The sequence below is a fragment of the Variovorax davisae genome (assembly GCF_030316845.1).
In the GTDB taxonomy this organism is placed as follows: domain Bacteria; phylum Pseudomonadota; class Gammaproteobacteria; order Burkholderiales; family Burkholderiaceae_C; genus Variovorax; species Variovorax davisae.
The window spans coordinates 279,446-296,850 of sequence record NZ_JASZYS010000005.1 but is presented as its reverse complement, the minus strand read 5'-3'; the positions used below and the strand labels follow the sequence as shown (position 1 = coordinate 296,850).

General features: G+C 65.6%; 17 protein-coding genes. 9 read left to right on the top strand and 8 right to left on the bottom strand.

What is annotated here, in order from left to right:
- The first annotated feature begins 36 nt into the window (after positions 1-36).
- Together QTI33_RS14235 and QTI33_RS14230 are read left to right on the top strand one after the other, a co-directional pair.
- Positions 37-954 (top strand): glycosyltransferase, encoded by a 918-nt coding sequence (locus QTI33_RS14235; RefSeq protein ID WP_286506681.1) that lies wholly within the window; start codon positions 37-39, stop codon positions 952-954.
- Positions 951-2,099: a glycosyltransferase family 4 protein gene (locus tag QTI33_RS14230; protein WP_286506680.1), complete on the top strand. Its 1,149-nt coding sequence runs from the start codon at positions 951-953 to the stop codon at positions 2,097-2,099. The genes QTI33_RS14235 and QTI33_RS14230 overlap by 4 nt, the downstream gene beginning before the upstream one ends.
- Positions 2,100-2,104: 5 nt before the next feature.
- Here the strand turns inward: QTI33_RS14230 and QTI33_RS14225 are convergent, their stop codons facing one another.
- Positions 2,105-3,949, bottom strand: coding sequence for an FkbM family methyltransferase (locus QTI33_RS14225; protein WP_286506679.1), 1,845 nt, complete (start codon positions 3,947-3,949; stop codon positions 2,105-2,107).
- Positions 3,950-4,409: 460 nt separating this feature from the next.
- On the opposite strand from QTI33_RS14225, the gene QTI33_RS14220 reads away from it, so the two are divergent.
- The 4 genes from QTI33_RS14220 (at position 4,410) to QTI33_RS14205 (ending at position 6,810) form a co-directional block, all read left to right on the top strand.
- Positions 4,410-4,880, top strand: a complete 471-nt coding sequence (locus tag QTI33_RS14220; protein ID WP_286506678.1) for a phasin family protein — start codon at positions 4,410-4,412, stop codon at positions 4,878-4,880.
- 95 nt (positions 4,881-4,975) lie between these two features.
- Positions 4,976-5,650, top strand: coding sequence for a TetR/AcrR family transcriptional regulator (locus QTI33_RS14215; protein ID WP_286506677.1), 675 nt, complete (start codon positions 4,976-4,978; stop codon positions 5,648-5,650).
- A gap of 15 nt (positions 5,651-5,665) precedes the next feature.
- Positions 5,666-6,493, top strand: a complete 828-nt coding sequence (locus tag QTI33_RS14210; RefSeq protein WP_286506676.1) for a tetratricopeptide repeat protein — start codon at positions 5,666-5,668, stop codon at positions 6,491-6,493.
- Positions 6,494-6,555: 62 nt separating this feature from the next.
- Entirely contained in the window at positions 6,556-6,810 is a 255-nt protein-coding gene (locus tag QTI33_RS14205) for an acyl-CoA-binding protein (protein WP_286506675.1), read from the top strand.
- An 8-nt stretch (positions 6,811-6,818) separates the two neighbouring features.
- On the opposite strand, the gene QTI33_RS14200 is transcribed toward QTI33_RS14205, so the two are convergent.
- The 3 genes from QTI33_RS14200 to QTI33_RS14190 are packed head-to-tail and all read right to left on the bottom strand — an operon-like array spanning position 6,819 to position 10,313.
- Positions 6,819-7,121, bottom strand: a complete 303-nt coding sequence (locus tag QTI33_RS14200) for a polyhydroxyalkanoic acid system family protein (RefSeq protein WP_286506674.1) — start codon at positions 7,119-7,121, stop codon at positions 6,819-6,821.
- Complete coding sequence (locus tag QTI33_RS14195; protein ID WP_286506673.1) at positions 7,114-8,250, bottom strand: aminopeptidase; 1,137 nt, start codon at positions 8,248-8,250, stop codon at positions 7,114-7,116. Before QTI33_RS14195 ends, QTI33_RS14200 begins: the two co-directional genes overlap by 8 nt.
- Positions 8,247-10,313 carry a molybdopterin-containing oxidoreductase family protein gene (locus QTI33_RS14190; RefSeq protein WP_286506672.1) on the bottom strand — a complete coding sequence of 689 codons (2,067 nt, stop codon included), beginning with the start codon at positions 10,311-10,313 and terminating at the stop codon, positions 8,247-8,249. The genes QTI33_RS14195 and QTI33_RS14190 overlap by 4 nt, the downstream gene beginning before the upstream one ends.
- Before the next feature lie 73 nt (positions 10,314-10,386).
- Here QTI33_RS14190 and QTI33_RS14185 point away from each other — a divergent pair, with 73 nt between their 5' ends.
- A complete protein-coding gene (locus QTI33_RS14185) occupies positions 10,387-11,511 on the top strand; it encodes an ABC transporter substrate-binding protein (RefSeq protein ID WP_286506671.1) in 1,125 nt (374 codons plus the stop codon).
- Here QTI33_RS14185 and QTI33_RS14180 read toward each other — a convergent pair.
- The 3 genes from QTI33_RS14180 to QTI33_RS14170 are packed head-to-tail and all read right to left on the bottom strand — an operon-like array spanning position 11,508 to position 14,152.
- Positions 11,508-12,602: a M14 family metallopeptidase gene (locus QTI33_RS14180; protein WP_286506670.1), complete on the bottom strand. Its 1,095-nt coding sequence runs from the start codon at positions 12,600-12,602 to the stop codon at positions 11,508-11,510. The two genes, QTI33_RS14185 and QTI33_RS14180, sit on opposite strands and share 4 nt — an antisense overlap.
- Entirely contained in the window at positions 12,599-13,813 is a 1,215-nt protein-coding gene (locus QTI33_RS14175; protein ID WP_286506669.1) for a M20 aminoacylase family protein, read from the bottom strand. Before QTI33_RS14175 ends, QTI33_RS14180 begins: the two co-directional genes overlap by 4 nt.
- Positions 13,814-13,864: 51 nt before the next feature.
- On the bottom strand, positions 13,865-14,152 hold the full coding sequence (locus tag QTI33_RS14170; RefSeq protein ID WP_286506668.1) for a YciI family protein: 288 nt from the start codon (positions 14,150-14,152) through the stop codon (positions 13,865-13,867).
- Positions 14,153-14,245: 93 nt separating this feature from the next.
- Here QTI33_RS14170 and QTI33_RS14165 point away from each other — a divergent pair, with 93 nt between their 5' ends.
- Positions 14,246-14,881, top strand: a complete 636-nt coding sequence (locus QTI33_RS14165) for a TetR/AcrR family transcriptional regulator (RefSeq protein ID WP_286506667.1) — start codon at positions 14,246-14,248, stop codon at positions 14,879-14,881.
- A gap of 4 nt (positions 14,882-14,885) precedes the next feature.
- On the opposite strand, the gene QTI33_RS14160 is transcribed toward QTI33_RS14165, so the two are convergent.
- Complete coding sequence (locus tag QTI33_RS14160) at positions 14,886-16,082, bottom strand: glycerophosphodiester phosphodiesterase (RefSeq protein WP_286506666.1); 1,197 nt, start codon at positions 16,080-16,082, stop codon at positions 14,886-14,888.
- A gap of 101 nt (positions 16,083-16,183) precedes the next feature.
- Between QTI33_RS14160 and argE the strand changes: the two genes are divergently transcribed.
- Positions 16,184-17,392 carry an acetylornithine deacetylase gene (argE, locus tag QTI33_RS14155; RefSeq protein WP_286506665.1) on the top strand — a complete coding sequence of 403 codons (1,209 nt, stop codon included), beginning with the start codon at positions 16,184-16,186 and terminating at the stop codon, positions 17,390-17,392.
- Positions 17,393-17,405: the final 13 nt, after the last annotated feature.

The following is a 17,405-nucleotide window of genomic DNA, read 5'->3' as shown; positions in this document are numbered from 1 at the left end:
GTTGTTCGGATATCCACGCATCACCATATCGATGTGGTGGAAGCGCCCATCTGGGATTGCGAGGGCATAGCGTTCCTGCTTGAAAAGCGCTGGCCGCTGGTGACCAGCCTGCAGACCACCCTGCATTTCTGGCTCGAATCCCACCCGCAAAAGCGAGAAGACGGACAGTGGATGCTGCAATTCGGCGCACCCATGTTGACTCTCGAGAGAGAATTGATGATGCACGCGGATGGCGTGCGAGCTATCAGCTCGGCGATTCGGACCGAAATAGAGCATGCCTATGGCTTCAGATTCGACCCCACGCGCCTGCATCTGGTGCCCTTGGGTCTGGCTCCGATTGTCAATGCCAGCATGTCCGACAATTGCGCTCCAGTCGTGCTCTTCGTTGGTCGTTTGGAAGCACGCAAAGGCATTGACACCTTACTGAAAGCCATTCCTGGGGTACTCGACTTCGAACCGAGGACTTTATTCAGGATCGTCGGCGACCATTCGCTAACCGATGAAAATGGAAAGACCTACGCAGAAGAGTTTCGTACGAGTGCCGTGGGTCGGCGCTGGGCGACCCAGGTCATTTTCGAGGGACGGGTGGACGACGCAACACTCCGTGCTGCCTATGCCACCTGCGACCTGTTCGTCGCACCCAGTCGATTTGAATCCTTCGGTCTCGTTTTTCTGGAGGCCATGCGAGCGCGCAAGCCCGTGGTGGGTTGCGATGTCGGTGGGATCCCAGAGGTCGTGGCGGCAAACGAAAGCGGCTTACTTGTGCAATCCGAATCGATCGAAGAGCTGACCGCCGCGCTCCTGAAACTCCTGCGTTCGAAGGCATTGAGACGCGACATGGGGGCTGCGGGTGGCAAAATCTTTGACGAACGCTTTACCTCGCACCAGATGGCTCAATGCAGCGTTGAGATGTATCGCTCGGCCCAGCGATATTTTCTTCAGGCCTGCAAGTGAAAATCTCTTACTTGGCCGGCGTTTGTGTACGCAACGACGCCATCTCCAATGCTGTCTGCGACGAGATACGATTCTTGGCCGACAGGGGCGACGACGATCTACGACTTTACACCTACGCTTGCGACTATGAGACGATACCTCATACGCTTGCAGACAATTTCAAGAACGTGATACTGGATCGCCATTTTCAGACCAGTGACCTGATCGTTTTTCACTTTGGCATTTACTCGCCCCTACTTAACCTTCTTCCAATCACCCCGAAAAAAGCAAAAAAAATAGTCGTATTTCACAATATTACGCCTTCAGCTCTGGTACCAGAAGATAGCCGCACTCTCATCGAAAGATCATTCGCCCAGCTTCAAAATCTTCGCTGGGCAGATCGTGTCATCTGCGTCAGTGACACGAACCGCGAGTTGCTGCGCGAGCATCACTTGGACCGAGATGCCGTGGTCGTTCCCTTGGCAGTTCACTCCAGTCTTCGTGCACCGCTCTCGAAGCCAAGCTTTCGAGACGAGGTGCTGAGGATACTCTTCATCAGTCGGTTTACACCAGCCAAAGGACCCGACCAACTGCTCCGCGCGCTGGAGGTCAAAGCCCCAGAACTTCGGCGGCTCGGCTATCGCCAAGTCAAAGTCGACCTCGTTGGCAATCTCAATTTCTCGGATCAAAGACTCTTGGTCCAGCTTCTCGCGACGATCAAGTCGCTGCACGTGCAAGACAACCTACTGGAAGGTTTCCTTCACGGCAACGCAACAGACGAAACCAAGAACCGTCTGCTTCAGGAGGCGGATATATTTGCGCTACCCACACAACACGAAGGCTTTTGCGTTCCCATCGTCGAAGCGATCGGCAGCGGTTGCCGTGTCGTGGCGTACGACAACTCCAACATGCCCGCGATCTGTGGCGGACTCGGTACGCTGGTGCCGACTTCAAACATCGACGCGCTCGCCGATGCAATCGCCAGCGTGGCCGATGAGGTTCGATCGACTGAATGGCGCTCTGGAAGCAGCGCTTCCAGCTACGCCTCCTTCGCGAAGTTGGGTGCCGAACACCTGCGTCAGTTCGCGCCCGAGTCAGTGGCACCCAAGTTTCTCGAGGCGGTGCAACAGGCAATGAACGATCGCCGCCCCACCCCAAGAGATTGACCCGCTCAATCGATCAGATCTCCGATCAGAGCCCGGCGACTGCTGCCTTCAGGGATGGCAAGAATGTTGATGAAGCCACCGGATTCGACCGTGATATCCGTCGACAGGCGCATCATCATGCGCGACTCGGCCAGGGTCGTCAGCCTAGGGTTCGCCTCCGAGACTTCATACATCTTGTAGCCCAGGGCCAGCAACTCCGTCCACAGGGCGAGCGGATCGCTGCCCGAGCCTGTCAGGCCGAAGGGCCAGAACTCTAGAAGGAAGATGGGACGCCAGCCCCTTGACAGGGTGGCCCGTGCGCCCCGCAGGATTCGCGCTTCCGATCCCTGGGTGTCGGATTTCACGATGTCCGGCCAACGTGCTTCGCCGACGAGCATGGAATCCAGCGTTTGCAAAGGGACCTCGATGGATCCACGTTCGGTCCCATCGTCGAAGAGTCGATGATCTCCCAGGTTGGTGCTTGATCGGAACAACTTCACCTTGGAGGGCGTTTCACCGACTGCCTCTTGTCGAAGATCGGTGGTCGGCCTGTCGCCGCAGCGTGCCACATTTCTCGAGAGGAGTGCAAAATTGGCAGGATCAGGTTCAAAGGTGAGAAGTCGACCGATCGGGCCCACTAATTTCGAAGCGAGCACAGAGTACCAGCCGATATTTCCACCAATGTCGAGAACGAAGTCTCCAGACTGACACAGTCGGCAGAAGACTTCCGTCTCGAAGGGTTCCCAAATACTGTTCCTTGCGAGATTTTCAGAAATGTACTGATCCGTGCGTCGATGAATCTCAAAATCGAATGTAGGCAGCCCACGAACCTCGGCCTCGATGAGCCACGGACGTTCGATTCGGTTTTCTCGTACCACCTGGCGCAGCCACCTGAGGCTCGCCGGGTGCCCCTCGACATTGCCGGCGAGCCAATAGCGAGGCGGCTGATAAAGCTGAGCGATGGTGAACAAGCGAAATGCGCCTGCGAGATCCGAGCGGACGAAGAACGCATTGGCGCCACTCAGGTTGCACGCTACGAGGCAATACCCATCCAAAGTGTCGACCCATGTCTGCAATGACGCGCCGAAATAGTCATCGCCGCTCCAACGATGCGAATCGGCGTAGTCCATTTCCGTACGTGTCGGCGGCCGGAACTTCGCGTTGTACTCGACACAAAGAAGCTTGGGTCGAATCAAGCCTAAAGTCTCGCGAACGAGGTGCGCGTCGTTGCCATCGACATCGAGAGAGAAGAAATCAATATCTTCAGTGCCCAAAAATGAGCATGCGTTCTTGACGATCGAGGGCATGGAACTCAAAGTCACGAACGCCTCCTGCACCCGCAGGCCAGGGAAAACAGCTCCTCCCAACTGCTCTTCCACAAAACGGATTTTTGCCGAATCGCCATCGACCCAGTAGCCCGCGAAGCCATCCAACGCCAGCTGATGAGTATTGTTCTCCAGCCCGTCGGCGCAACCTATTTCGATGAACGTTCGAGATAGCACTGTGCTTTGCGAAATTCTATTCAAACACTCCCGAATGATGCCATCCTCGTCGCACTGAGAATAAGTCTTCCATCCATATGCAGCTGGATTGCCGGGCATGGCGACAGTCAATTCAGATTTGAGAATTTCAAACTCACGCCGAAGCGCCGACGCCTGCGACTGTCCGGTGGGTGCAACCTCCGCGAAGGCCAGGCCTTGTGGGATCGAAAGCAAATCAAAGTTGCGCTTACTCGAATCCTGGCGTTCCTTCGCCTCTTCAGAACCTCTTTCTTCGAGAAATTTATTAATTCTCGCCAATGTCGACGCCGAGTTGATGATCGACGAATAAATATTTTCAATCTGCCGAAATGGGGTAAATTTGTATCTCATTGGTCACACCTCACTGTTTTTTAGTTATGCATCAACATTCATGGCTTGAATTGCCGCCATACCATTCATCGATCGTCACGAGCGCGTTGTTGTCGCGATATTTTGAAACACCTGCTTTCAATTGGGATAGATCTAAAGTTTTATCTTGTTAACCCGATTTTTCAGGGTACGGATTTTTCCCGCCGGCAATTGTTTAGTGGCCGGCTTTTAAATCTTAACGGATGCTTTTCACGTCAACTCAAGCGAGAGCTGAGGCAGCAGCGGCTCAAAGCGAAACGAGCCCGAAGGAAGCTCCGATGGCGATTTGGGCGGATTCGCGCTGTCTCGTGGCGCCACCTCGAACCAGACGCTGCGCGGCCGTGCCTGAGCTAGGAGCCAAAGAGGATATATATAGAACGCGGCCTCTACACCGGTTCTGGCGCGCCAAGCTAGAGTCGATACTCATCCCCAAGGAAGACCCATGCCGACCTCCGACGACGACAAACCCTCCGACCGCATCAAGGACTCCGCCCAGCAGATCTGGCTGGCCGGCCTCGGCGCCTTCGCCAAGATGCAGCAGGAAGGCAGCAAGGCCTTCGAAGCGCTCGTCAAGGACGGGGCTGGCGTGCAGAAGAAGACCCAGCAGGCGGCGGAGGAAACCCTGGCCCAGGCGCAGGCCCGGATGGCCGGCTTCGCCAGCGAGTTCGGCACCAAGGCCGCGGGCAGCTGGGGCAAGCTGGAGAACATCTTCGAGGAGCGGGTCGCCCGCGCCCTCGAAAAGCTCGGCGTGCCGTCGGCCGACGAGGTGGCGGCCCTGCGGGCCCGGGTCGAGGCGCTAGAGGCGCAGCTCAAGCACCAGGGCAGCGCCGCCGCGCCCCGCAAGACCGCCGCGCGCAAGACCTCGGAGCCGGCCAAGCCTTCGCAGCGGCACAAGCCGGGCGGCGCCGGCTGAGGCGCCCTGACCGGACGCTGAGCGCCCTCGCGGCGCCCCCCACTTTCGCGGACTTGCGCTAGAGTGCTCCCCACGAGACAAACCGGGGCTACGACATGGCCAAGAAAGCGCCACGCCGCACTGCGCAACGCATCCTCGAAGCCGCACTTGACCTGTTCAACCGGTTCGGGGAACCGAACGTCTCCACCACCCTGGTCGCCGGCGAGCTCAACATCAGCCCCGGCAATCTCTACTACCACTACCCCGCCAAGGACGAGCTGATCAACCGGCTCTACGAGGGCTACGAGACCGAGCTGCTCGAACTGCTGCACGCCAGCGAAGGCGTGCACGACGTCGAAGACGCCTGGTTCTTCATGCACAGCCTGTTCGAGCTGATCTGGCGCTACCGCTTCCTCTACCGCGACCTGAACGACCTGCTCAGCAAGAACCGCCATCTCGAAACCCAGTTCCAGCTGGTGCTCAAGAACAAGGCCCGTGCCATCCGGGCCCTGATCGCCGGCTTGGGCCGCGCCGGCCACCTCGACATCGACGCCCGGGAAGTCGACACCCTGGCGCAGAGCATGGTGGTGGTGCTGACCTACTGGCTCAGCTACGAATACGTGCGCAACCCGCGCGAGGCCCTGGAGCCGGCCCACGCCCAGGGGGCGCTGATGCGCGGCGCCCACCACACCCTGCACCTGCTGGCGCCTTATCTCGCCACCGAGCAACGCCGCCACCTGCTGGCCCTCAGCAGCGCTTATGCTGGCGAAGATCAATCCGCGATGGCCTGACACCTCATATTGCGAATGAATCCTCCCCCACCCGACCCGCTTTCGCTGCTTTCGCCCCGGGATCCCGACGCGGTGGGGCAATGGACCCGGCTGCCCTACCGCGACGGGCCCCGCTTCAACGTCTCCGACCTGCACCTGCACTGGCCGCGGCTGCACGTCGGACAGGAGCTGCCGCCACCGCAGGGACCGCTGGCCGAGGGCTGGGCGCTCTACCACAGCGGGGATTTCGAGCGCGCCGCCGCGCTCGGGCTGGCGCACGCGCCCGAAGGCCTGGCGCTCGCCAACCAGGCGACGGCGATCTACGCCAACTACCTCGAGCCGCGGGAGTCCGTGCGGCAGGCGCTGTTCAAGCAGGTGGCCGAGCGCGCCACCGCCCAGATCGCGTCCGACCCGGACCATTGCCAGGCCCTGTACTGGCAGGCCTACGCGCTGGGGCGCTACAGCCAGGGCATCAGCGTGGCGCGGGCCCTGGCCCAGGGCCTCGGGACCAAGGTCAAGGGCGCGCTCGAGCACCTGATCGAGCTGCGGCCGCAGCACGCCGATGCCCACGTGGCGCTCGCGGCCTTCCACGCCGAGGTGATCGACAAGGTTGGCTCGCTGGTGGGCCGCATGACCTACGGCGTGCGCGCCGACGCCGCCGTCTCCCTGTTCGAGCGCGGGCTGCAGCTCAACCCCCGCTCGGCCAGTGCGCTGATCGAATACGCCCGCGGGCTGCTGATGCTGCACGGCGATTCATGCATGCCCGAAGCCACCCGGCTCTACGAGCGGGCGGCCCACCTCGAACCGGCCGACGCCCGGGAGCGGCTCGACGTCGAACTCGCGCGGGCCGGCTTGATCGATTGACTTAACTTAACGGCGCCGTCACTTAAGATCGCGCTTCGTTCCTCATCCTGCATCCATCTTTCATGTCCGACCTGAACGCCCTGTTCGAATCCGCCCAAGCCAACTCCAAGCTGCTCGCCGAGCGCCCGGACAACCCCACCCTGCTGAAGATCTACGGCCTGTTCAAGCAGGCGACGGCGGGCGACAACGGCGAGAAGAAGCCCAGCTTCAGCGACATCGTGGCGCGCGCCAAGTGGGACGCCTGGACCGCGCGCAAGGGATTGAGCGCCGACGAGGCCAAGCAGCAGTACGTCGACCTGATCGAATCGCTGCGCTGAGCGGCGCCTCAGGCCGGTGCAGCGCCGGCCAGCAAATCGTCGAGGCTGCTCGCCAGCCGCTGCTCGATCTGTTCGCTGAACGCCCCGAACAGGAAGCCCAGCGTGGCCTCGAGCCGGAGGCGGTCGGCGCCGACCTCGACCCGTCCATCGACGCCGTCGCGGCTGAATTCCGCCTGGTCGCCGTCCGCGCCTTCGACATAGCGGCAGTCCAGGCCGTAGGCCTCTTCGGCCTTGCGCATCCAGCGGCGCGCGACCTCCCGGGCACCGGCCAGGCCGAGTGTGTGGGCGCGTTCGATCACGATGTCAGCCACCTCGGCCTCCTGCTTGTTGATTTGTCGGGTTGCCCGCCGTCGCCGGCGCGGCCTCGGTCCGCAGCGCCTGCCGGCGCTCCGCCTTGGGCAGTTCGGCCAGCCGCTTGACCGCCGCGTAGAAGCGCGGCCAGTCTTCGCCTTCGCGCTCGAACAGGGCCTCGAAGCCCGGCACCAGTTCGTCGTAGGCGGCCTGGGCGCCGAACATCGCGTTGTTGGCTCGCGCCACCCAGCCGTCGTAGACGGCTTGCCGCGGACCGGCCCAGCCGGCGCGCAGCTTGGCATAGCCTTGCCGGAAATCGGCCATCGCGTCGGCCTTCATGGCGTCGACCGTCGGCCAATCCTGTGCCTTGGCCGCGGGCGAGCCGTAGATCGCATCCAGCGCCCGCCGCGTCTCGGCCGTGAGCGCGCGGAACTGCTGGCGGCGGCCATCGAACTGCGCGTAGTCGAGCCGCGCCGCCTCGCCGGCCTGCGTGCGCAGCCAGCGCGCCCCGCCGATGCGCTCCACCGCGGTCGCGAAGGACTCGTTGAACATGGTGTCATCGGGCACGTACAACACCTGGTGTGCGAGTTCGTGGAACACCAGCCGGGCCAGCTCGCCTTCCGGATAGCCGATGAAGGTGGACAGCAGCGGATCGCCGCCGGCCCAGTTCATCCAGCCCAGGGTCGAGTACGCCGGCACCGGGTAGACGGCGGTTTCGAAGCCTTGCGACTGCTGGGCGGCGGCCTCGGCCTTGGCGGCGGTCTCGTCGTAGTAGCCGCGGTAGCCGACGCAGCCGGCCACCGGGAAGCACCAGGTCTTCAAAGTCAGCGCGTGCGGCGGTGCGGCGACCACGTTCCACAGCGCCGCATTGCGGTGCAGGTCGGCATAGGACTTGTAGCTGTCGTTGTCCGGCAGGCCGAGTTCGGCCACCGCGAACTGGCGGATGCGCTGCGTCAGCGCCAGCTTGGTCTTGAGCGCCTCCGACGCAGCCGGGTCGTCGAGCCACTCGGGCACCGGCCGGGCGGCGCGCATCAGGCCCAGGTGCCCGCTGGCCGATTGCCAGTAGTAGCCGAGGTCGGCGCAGCCCGCCAGCAGCGCCGCCGCGGCGATCCCCGCCAGCGCTGTCGCGCCGCGCCTGCCAGTCCTCATGACGCGGCCGGCTCCGGAACCGCGACGGCTTCGACCTCGACCAGGCAGTCGTAGAAGGTGGGCCCGCGCCCGATGTCGGTCAGCCGCTGGCTGGTGAGCTGGTTGACGTTGGTGCCGTCGAGCCCGAGCTTGCGCCACCAGATGCCCAGGCCATGCACCACGCCGGGCCGGGCGCGGCGCGAGATCTCGGCGCGGCAGCGGTGCTCGCCGCGCTGGTTGAAGATGCGCACCGTTGCGCCGTCGGCGATGCCGCGCGCGGCCGCGTCGGCGGCGTGGATCTCGAGCAGCGGCTCGCCCTCGATCGCGCGCAGGCTGCGCACGTTGACGAAGCTCGAATTGAGGAAATTGCGCGCCGGCGGCGAGATCATCGCCAGCGGGAACGCGGTCGAGCTGCCGAAGGGCTCGTGGTTGGGCAGGTGGTCGGGCAAACCGTCCTGGCCCATCGCCGCCAGCCGCTCGCTGAAGAACTCGCAGCGCCCCGAAGCGGTCGGAAAATTGCCTTCGGCGAAGGGCGCGTCCGGCAGCTTCAGCGTCGCGAAGCCGCGCGCCTGCAATTCGCCGAAGTCGACCACCTCGGGCGCGAAGGCGCTGCGGCAGACGGCCTGATCGTCGTCGGAGAAGCACGGCTCGTCGAAGCCCATGCGGCGCGCCAGTTCGCGGAATACCCAGGTGTTGCTGCGGGCCTGGCCGCGCGGGGCGACGGCCGGCTGGTTCAGCAGCACGTCGGTGTGGCCGTAGCTGGTGTGGATGTCCCAGTGCTCGAGCTGCGTGGTGGCCGGCAGCAGGTAGTCGGCGTAGTCGGCGGTGTCGGTCTGGAACTGCTCCAGCACCACCGTGAAGAGATCCTCGCGCGCGAAGCCGGCCAACACCTTGCCGGAATCGGGCGCGACCGCGACCGGGTTGCTGTTGTAGACGATCAGGGCCTCGACCGGGTTCGCCGTGTCGGTCAGCGCGTCGCCGATGGTGCTCATGTTGATGGTGCGCGGCCGGCGCCCCGCCAGCAGGTCGGGGCGCTGCAGGGCCGCCCGGTTCACGGGGTACTGGCCCGAACTGCTCAGCAGCAGCCCGCCGGCCCGCTCGCGCCAGGCGCCGACCAGCGCCGGCAGGCAGGCCACGGCGCGCGCCGCATTGCCGCCGCCGCGCACCCGCTGCATGCCGTAGTTGAGCCGGATCGCGGCCGGCCGGGTGGTGCCGTAGGCGCGCGCCAGCGCCACGATCTGCGCCTCCGGCACGCCGCAGACCGCGGCGGCGCGCGCCGGCGGCCATTGGAGCGCACGCGCGCGCAGCGCGTCCCAGCCGAGCGTGTGGCGCTCGATGTAGTCGTGGTCGAGCCAGTCGTTCACGATCAGCTCGTGCATCAGGGCCATTGCCAGCGCGCCGTCGGTGCCCGGCAGCAGCGCCACGTGCTCGTCGCACTTGTCGGCGGTCTCGGTCTTGCGCGGATCGATGCACACCAGCCGGGCGCCGGCGCGTTTCGCGGCCTGCGCATGGCGCCAGAAATGCAGGTTGCTGGCGATCGAGTTGCTGCCCCAGATCAGGATCAGGCGCGCTTCGGCGAAGAATTCCACCCGCATGCCCACCTTGCCACCCAAAGTAAAACTTAAAGCCTCACCGCCCGCGGTCGAGCAGATCGTGCGGTCCAGCAGCGACGCGCCGAGCTTGTGGAAAAAACGACGATCCATCGACTCGCCCTGCACAAGACCCATGGTTCCGGCGTAACTGTAGGGGAGAATCCCTTCGGGATTGTTACCTTTCAATACATTCAGGCGGGAGGCGATGTCGTCGAGCGCCGCGTCCCAGCTCACCGGCTCGAAGCGGCCGCTGCCCTTGGGGCCGGCGCGCTTCATCGGCTGGACCAGGCGCTCGGGGTGGTCGTTGCGCTCGATGTAGCGCGAGACCTTGGTGCAGAGCACGCCGGCGGTGTGCCGGTGCTCGGGATTGCCTTGCAGCTTGACGGCGACGCCGTCCTGCACGGTGGTCACGAGGGCGCAGGTGTCGGGGCAGTCGTGCGGACAGGCGCCGAGCACCTGGGACGCTGAATTCGAGGGGGTGGGGGTAGTCATTGTTCGACCGGAGCGAAGACCAACCCGCAAGTCTAGTTTGAACGATGCGAACACGCGCAAAGGGGTATTCACGATGATCAGCCGCAGACATTTTTCCATCGCCACCGGCGCCGCGGCGCTGGCCGGCTTCCAGCCGGCGCGGGCGCAGAGCGACACGCCGATCCTCCTCGGCCAGTCCGCCCCTTTCAGCGGGCCGGCCGCGCAGCTGGGCATCCAGTTCTACGAAGGCGCCAAGCTCTACCTCGACCAGTACAACGCGCAGCCGGGCCATCGCGACGTCCAGATCAAGTTCCTGGACGACGGCTACGAGCCCGAGCGCTGCGCGGCCAACACCAAGAGGCTGATCGACGAGGAGGCGTTCGCGCTGTTCGGCTACATCGGCACGCCGACCAGCCTGGCGGCGCTGCCGCTGGCGGTCAACGCCAAGGTGCCGTTCATCGCCCCCTTCACTGGCGCGATGGCGCTGCGCGAGCCCTTCCACAGGAACGTCTTCCACCTGCGCGCCTCGTACAACGACGAGACCGCGCTGATCGTCAAGCAGCTCACCCACCTGGGCCTCAAGAAGATCGCGGTCTTCTACCAGAACGACGCCTACGGCAAGGCCGGCCTCGACGGCGTGACCCTGGCGCTGGCGCAACTCGACCTGAAGCCGACCGCGCTCGCCACGGTCGAACGCAACTCGGTCGACGTCGCCGCCGCGGTGAAGACCATCGCCGCCGCCAAGCCCGACGCCGTGGTCCAGGTCAGCGCCTACAAGTCGTGCGCCGCCTTCATCCGCGAGGCCCGCAAGGCGGGCTATGGCGGCACCTTCTTCAACGTGTCCTTCGTCGGCACGCAGGCGCTGGCGGACGAGCTCGGCAAGGACGGCGCCGGCGTGGTCGTGACGCAGGTCGTGCCCTCGCCCTACAACGCGGCGAATGCCATCACGCGCGAGTTCAACGAGGCGCAGCGCAAGAGCGGCGGCGCCACCAAGGCCAATTTCTCGAGCCTGGAAGGCTACATCGCGGCCAAGGTGCTGGCCGAGGGGCTGCGCCGGGCCCCCGGCAAGGCGACGCGCGAGGGCCTGATCGCCGGCCTCGAGAGCATCGACCGGCAGCAGTTCGGTGGCTTCGAGGTCTCGTTCTCGCCGCGCAACCACGTGGCATCGAAGTTCGTCGAACTGTCGATGATCACCGGCGACGGCCGGATCAGGACCTAGCTCGCCAGCCCATCCACCGCCTGGAACATCGCCTGCCGGGCCTGGCTGATGATCTGGCCGCGCCAGGCGTCGGTGTCGGTGTAGAAGGCTTCCAGCATCTGGGCCCGGATCGAGGCGGCCAGTTCGGGCGGCGCCTCGGGGTGCTTGTGCAGCCAGTGGTCGGCCCGCAACGCGCCCACCACCTGCATCACCGGCACCGTGCCGTATTCGAGGGCGATGCCGGTGTACTCGGCCTCGGGGCATTCCTCGTAGATCGCGCTCCACATCAGGCCGGTCAGGAAGGCCGAGGTCGAGGAACCGTCGTAGATCGAGGTCACCGGCGCGGCCGGCGTGCCCCACCAGGCGTTGGCGCGCGCATAGGCGGCCGGGTCGTCGCGGCAGGAAAAGATCCGTTCGCCGAGGCCGTTCGGGCCCAGCCCCGTGTGGAGGTCGATCCAGGCCAGCCGGCGGGCCGCCTGCACCTGCGTACGCAGCACCCGGCGCAGCGTGTCGTTGCTCCAGGTCGGCGCCTGGCCGCCGAAGAACAGGCCGTCGTCGAACTGGTACTGGCCGCGGGTCACGGCCGCCTGGTAGGCGGTGGGGCCGTGCTTCTCGCTCCAGGCGCCGAGGGCGGTCTCGTTGGCCGCGCTCGGCGGCCATTGTTCGGGCAGCAGCAGCGCGTGGATCTGCCCATAGTCCTGGTTGACCGGCAGCGGTTCGGTGAAATCGAAGAAGTTGCGGTTCAGGTCGCAGTTTTCGTTGGTCACGCGGCGGCCGTGCGAGAAGCCGTGCGGATTGAGCGCATGCACATACAGCACGGCCACGCCCTGCGCCTTGGCCTTCTCGCGCCATTCGGCGTCGTGCAAGGCGAACACCTGCACGCCGCTGCCGCAGTGTCCCTCGACGCCATGGCAGGCGCTGGTGACGATCAGCATGCGCTCGGCCTGCGGATCGCCGTCGAGCGCGACGTCCATCGCGAGCTCTTCGCCATCGCGGCCCTTCAGCGGGTGGACATGCGAGCGCACGTCGAGGCCGGCGCCGTCGCAGCCCTGCAGGAACTTCTGGCGGGCCTGCGCATAGCGGGCGGAAAAGGCTTCTGCGATGCCGATCATGCCGCGCTCCCTTCGGCCAGCTTCGGGCCGTTGAGGAACTGTTCGGCCAACTGCACCCAGCAGGTGGCGCCGAGCGGGATCAGGTCGTCGTTGAAGTCGTAGCTCGCGTTGTGCAGCAGGCACGGGCCGCCGCCGTGGTGCATGGCGCGGTGGCTGCCGTCGCCATTGCCGATGAAGGCATAGGCGCCCGGCCTGGCCAGCAGCATGAAGGCGAAGTCCTCGGCCGTCATGGCCGGCTCCTGCACCAGCACGTTGTCGGCGCCGACGATGCCGGCCATCACGCGGCGCGCGAAGTTGGCTTCGGCGGCCGAGTTGATGGTCGGCGGGTAGTTGCGGTGAAAGCGAAAGTCGCACTCCGCCTCGTGGGCGGCGCAGACATGTTCGGCCACGGTCTTCATGCGCGACTCGATCAGGTCCAGCACTTCGAGCGAGAAGGTGCGCACCGTGCCCTTGATCTCGCAGCTGTCGGGGATCACGTTGGTGGCTTCGCCGCCGTGGATCATCGTGACCGAGATCACGCCGGGATCGGTCGGCTTCTTGTTGCGCGTGATGATGGTCTGGAAGGCCTGCACCATTTCGCACGCCACCGGCACCGGATCGATGCCCGTGTGCGGCAGTGCCGCATGGCCGCCCTTGCCCGTGATCCGGATCGTGAACTCGTTGCTCGAGGCCATGGCCGGCCCGGGGCTGACCGCGAACTGACCGGCCTTCATGCCGGGCCAGTTGTGCATGCCGAACACCGCCTCCATCGGGAACTGCTCGAACAGGCCCTCCTTGATCATCTCGCGGGCGCCGCCGCCGCCCTCCTCGGCCGGCTGGAAGATCAGGTAGACCGTGCCGTCGAAGTTGCGGTGCGTGGCCAGGTGCTGCGCCGCCGCCAGCAGCATCGCGGTGTGGCCGTCGTGGCCGCAGGCGTGCATCTTGCCGTGGTGCTGGCTGGCGTGTTCGAAGGTGTTGAGCTCGGTGACCGGCAGCGCGTCCATGTCGGCGCGCAGGCCGACGGCGCGCTCGCTGCTGCCATTCTTGACGATGCCCACCACCCCGGTGGTGCCGAGCCCGCGGTGGACCGGAATCCCCCACTCGGTCAGCTTGGCCGCCACCACGTCGGCGGTGCGTACTTCTTCGAAGCAGAGTTCGGGATGGGCATGCAGGTCGCGTCGGACCGCGGCGATGCCGGCCGCCTGGGTGACGAGGGAATCGATGAGTTTCATGGGCAGGAGTCTAGGCTTTGCGGATGGAGCCCGCAAAGATCGTGCCGTGGACTACAGCGCGCCTGCCAACAATTTCCAGGGGTGCGCCTCGGCTTCCATCACGCGGTCGCGCACGGCGGGATCGGCCTCCATGATCGCCCGCGCCTCGTCGGCGCCTTCGGCGTCGATCACGACCATGCCGCCGCAGTCATCGGTGAACGGCCCGCCGAGCCGCAGCGTGCCTGCGGCCGCAAGGCTTTTCATGTAGGCCAGGTGGTCTTGGAGCGGCTGCTCGAAGACCGTCCGGCCGTCGAGCCAGGCGGTGCCCCGGCGGTAGTAAATGACGAAGGGTTGTTTCATGATGTGGGGTCTCCGCGTTCTGGAATGCCCGCACTCTAGGCGTCCGCCCATCGACCCGAAACTCGCATTTCCCTCATATTCCCGCCACACCACATGCCGTCTCCCACCGGATTCCGCCCCCGCCGCAGCCCGACGCAAAGTCGGGCGCAGCATACGGTCGCCGCGATCTTTGAAGCCGCCGGCCTGTTGGCGGTCGAAGAGGGCGAGGAGGCGTTGACCACCAACCGGATCGCCGAGCGCGCCGGCGTGTCGATTGGCACGCTCTACCAGTATTTCTCGACGCGTGAGGACATCGTCGAGGCGATGGTCAGGCAGGAGCGTGCGCGGGTGATGCGCCAGCTGGACGATCTGCTCGGACGCGTCGGCGAACCCGCGCTGCCACCCGAGGCCATGCTGCGCGAGTTCGTTCGGATCTACCTCGGCGCCTTCGCCGCCATCGACCCTGGCCGGCGCGCACTGGTCAAGCTGGCTTGGCGCGCGGACCATCTCGATTCGGCCGTGCATTCGCTGCGCGAAGCCGCCGAATGCATCGCACTGCACTTGCAGCGCGTCGCGCATCCGGCGCTTCGTCCGCCGACCCCGGCCCAGGCCTTCGTACTGACCCGGGCGCTGATGGGCACCGTGCGTGCCGCGGTGCTCGAGGATTCGCCGGTGCTCGGCACGCGCGAGTTCGAAGCCGAACTGGTGCGCATGTGCTGGGCGCTGCTCGCGGCCGAGTCGCCCGCCTGACGCCTCAGCGCCCCATCTCCTTCACCCAGCCGCCGCGCGCCGCCAGCGCGGTGTCGGTGAAATCGGTGAAGACACCGTCCACGCCGAGCCGGTAGAAGACCAGGTACTCGTTGGCCGGATTGCCCTTGTAGTCGCTGGCCAGCCGCCGCGACTCGTTGCGGAAGGTGAACGGGTGCACGAACAGTCCGGCCTTGTGGGCGTCCGCGACCAGCGTGGTCGGCGCGGTCGACACCGCGTCGGCATCGTTGATCTTGCCGTCGCGGTTGACGTCGACGGGCTTGCCGTCGGCGCCGATCGTGCCCCGGGTGCTGACGATGTAGCGCTTCCAGGGCCCGATGCCGTCGGCATAGGTCCTGATCTCGGCCAGGCCGGCCGGCGTCACCATGACGTCGAAGTTGCGGCGGTCGCCGGCCTTGGTCCATTCGTAGGGGCGGTCGACCGGCACCGCGTAGGTCATGGCGCCGGTCTTCAGGTCGATGCCGTCGCCGTCGATCAGCTGGACCAGCTTCGTCTTCAGGCCCTTGCCCTTCATGTACTTCAGGCTGCCGGGCTCGAAGGACTGCACGAAGACCGGCGCGCCGCGGCTGTTCCAGCCGGCGGCCTCGAGCATCGCGATCAGCTTGTCTTCCAGCGGGAGGCCGAGGTCGCGGAAGTAGGTCGGATTCTTGGTCTCGGGGTAGATGCCGATGGTGCGGCCTTTCTCTCCCGATTTCGCCTTGGCGAGGTCGATCACCTGCTGGAAGGTCGGCACCTTGTACTGGCCGTTGAACTGCTGCGGCCGCTCGGCATCGGTCGAGATGGCGCCCAGCCGCTGGATCTCGGCCAGCGTGAAATCGTTGCTGAACCAGCCGGTCTGGGTCTCGCCGTCGACCTGGATGGTTTTCTTGCGGGCCGCGAATTCGGGCCGGCTGGCGACGTCGGTGCTGATCGCCAGGTTGGGATCGTGGCGGGTGATCAGCACGCCGTCCCGGGTCGACACCAGGTCCATCTCGATGTAGTCGGCGCCCAGCTCGATGGCGCGGGCGTAGGCCTCCAGCGTCTCCTCCGGCAGGTAGCCGGAGGCGCCCCGGTGCGCGACGACCAGGGGCGGCTGGCCGTCCAGCGTGGGCAGGCGGGCGCCGGGGCCGCCCGGCGCGCTGCAGGCTGCGAGGCAAAGCGCCGCGGCCAGTGCGGCGGCGATCGGGGTCTGGCTGGGCATCATGTCTCTTCTCCGGGAAGGATTTAACGCTCCAGCCTACCCCACGGCCATGACACTTGCGCGGCCGCGGCCAGGCGGCGCCAACTTCCCGGACAATGGGCCGCATGCCCTACGTGCTTTCCCCCCGCAGCCTCGAACTCGCGCAGACGCTGGTGCGCATGAACACCCTCAGCGCCAACAGCAACCTCGAGCTGATCGATTTCGCGCGCGACCACCTGGCCGGCCTCGGCGTGCGCAGCCGACTCACCTACAACGCCGACAAGACCAAGGCCAATCTGTTCGCCACCCTGGGCGCCGGCAAGAAGGCCGGCGTGATCGTCTCGGGCCACACCGACACCGTGCCCTGGGACGGGCAGGACTGGAGCGTCGACCCGCTGTCGGCGATCGTGCAGGACTGGCCGGCGGACGACGCCGATGCCGAGTCGGCAAAGGTCGAGCCGCGCCTCTACGGCCGCGGCGCCGCCGACATGAAGAGCTTCATCGCACTCGCCCTGGCCAATGCCGAGCGCTTCATCGAGAGCGACTCGCCGTTCGCAGTGCACTTCGCCTTCAGCTACGACGAGGAAGTCGGCTGCTTCGGCGTCCGGGAGCTGATCGCCGACATGAAGGACCAGGGCGTCAAGCCGCTGGCCTGCATCATCGGCGAGCCCACGCTGATGATCCCGGCGATCGCGCACAAGGGCGTCTACCGCTACAAGTGCTGCGTGCGCGGCAAGGAGGCGCATTCGTCGCTGACGCCGCAGTCGGTCAATGCGATCGAGATGGCGGCGCGGGTGGTCGGCAAGCTGCGCGACATGGCCGAGGGCTTCGAGCGCGACGAGCGGCGCTACGAAGGCTTCGACGTTCCCTTCAGCACCGCCAGCGTGGGCCAGTTCCACGGCGGCATCGCCGACAACGTGGTGCCGCGCGACGCCGAGTTTCGCTACGAGTTTCGCAACCTGCCGACCGCCGACGCGGCGCGGATGCAGAAGGAAGTCGCCGACTTCGCCAGCCGCACCGAGGTCGCGATGAAGAAGGTGGCGCCCGAGGCCGGCTTCAGCTTCGAGACCATCTGCGAGATCCCGAGCTTCCTGAGTGCCGCCGACGAGCCCGTGACCCGGCTCGCCCAGCGGCTGGCGAAGGAGTCGCGCACCACGCTGGTGGCCTTCGGCACCGAGGCCGGACTGTTCAAGAACGCCGGCATCCCGACCGTGGTCTGCGGCCCCGGCAGCATCACCCAGGCGCACCAGCCCGACGAGTACGTCACGCTGGAGCAGCTGGCGCGCTGCGAGCAGTTCCTGCAGGGGCTGGCCGCGGCCAAGGAGATCCGCTGACCCGGCCCGCGGC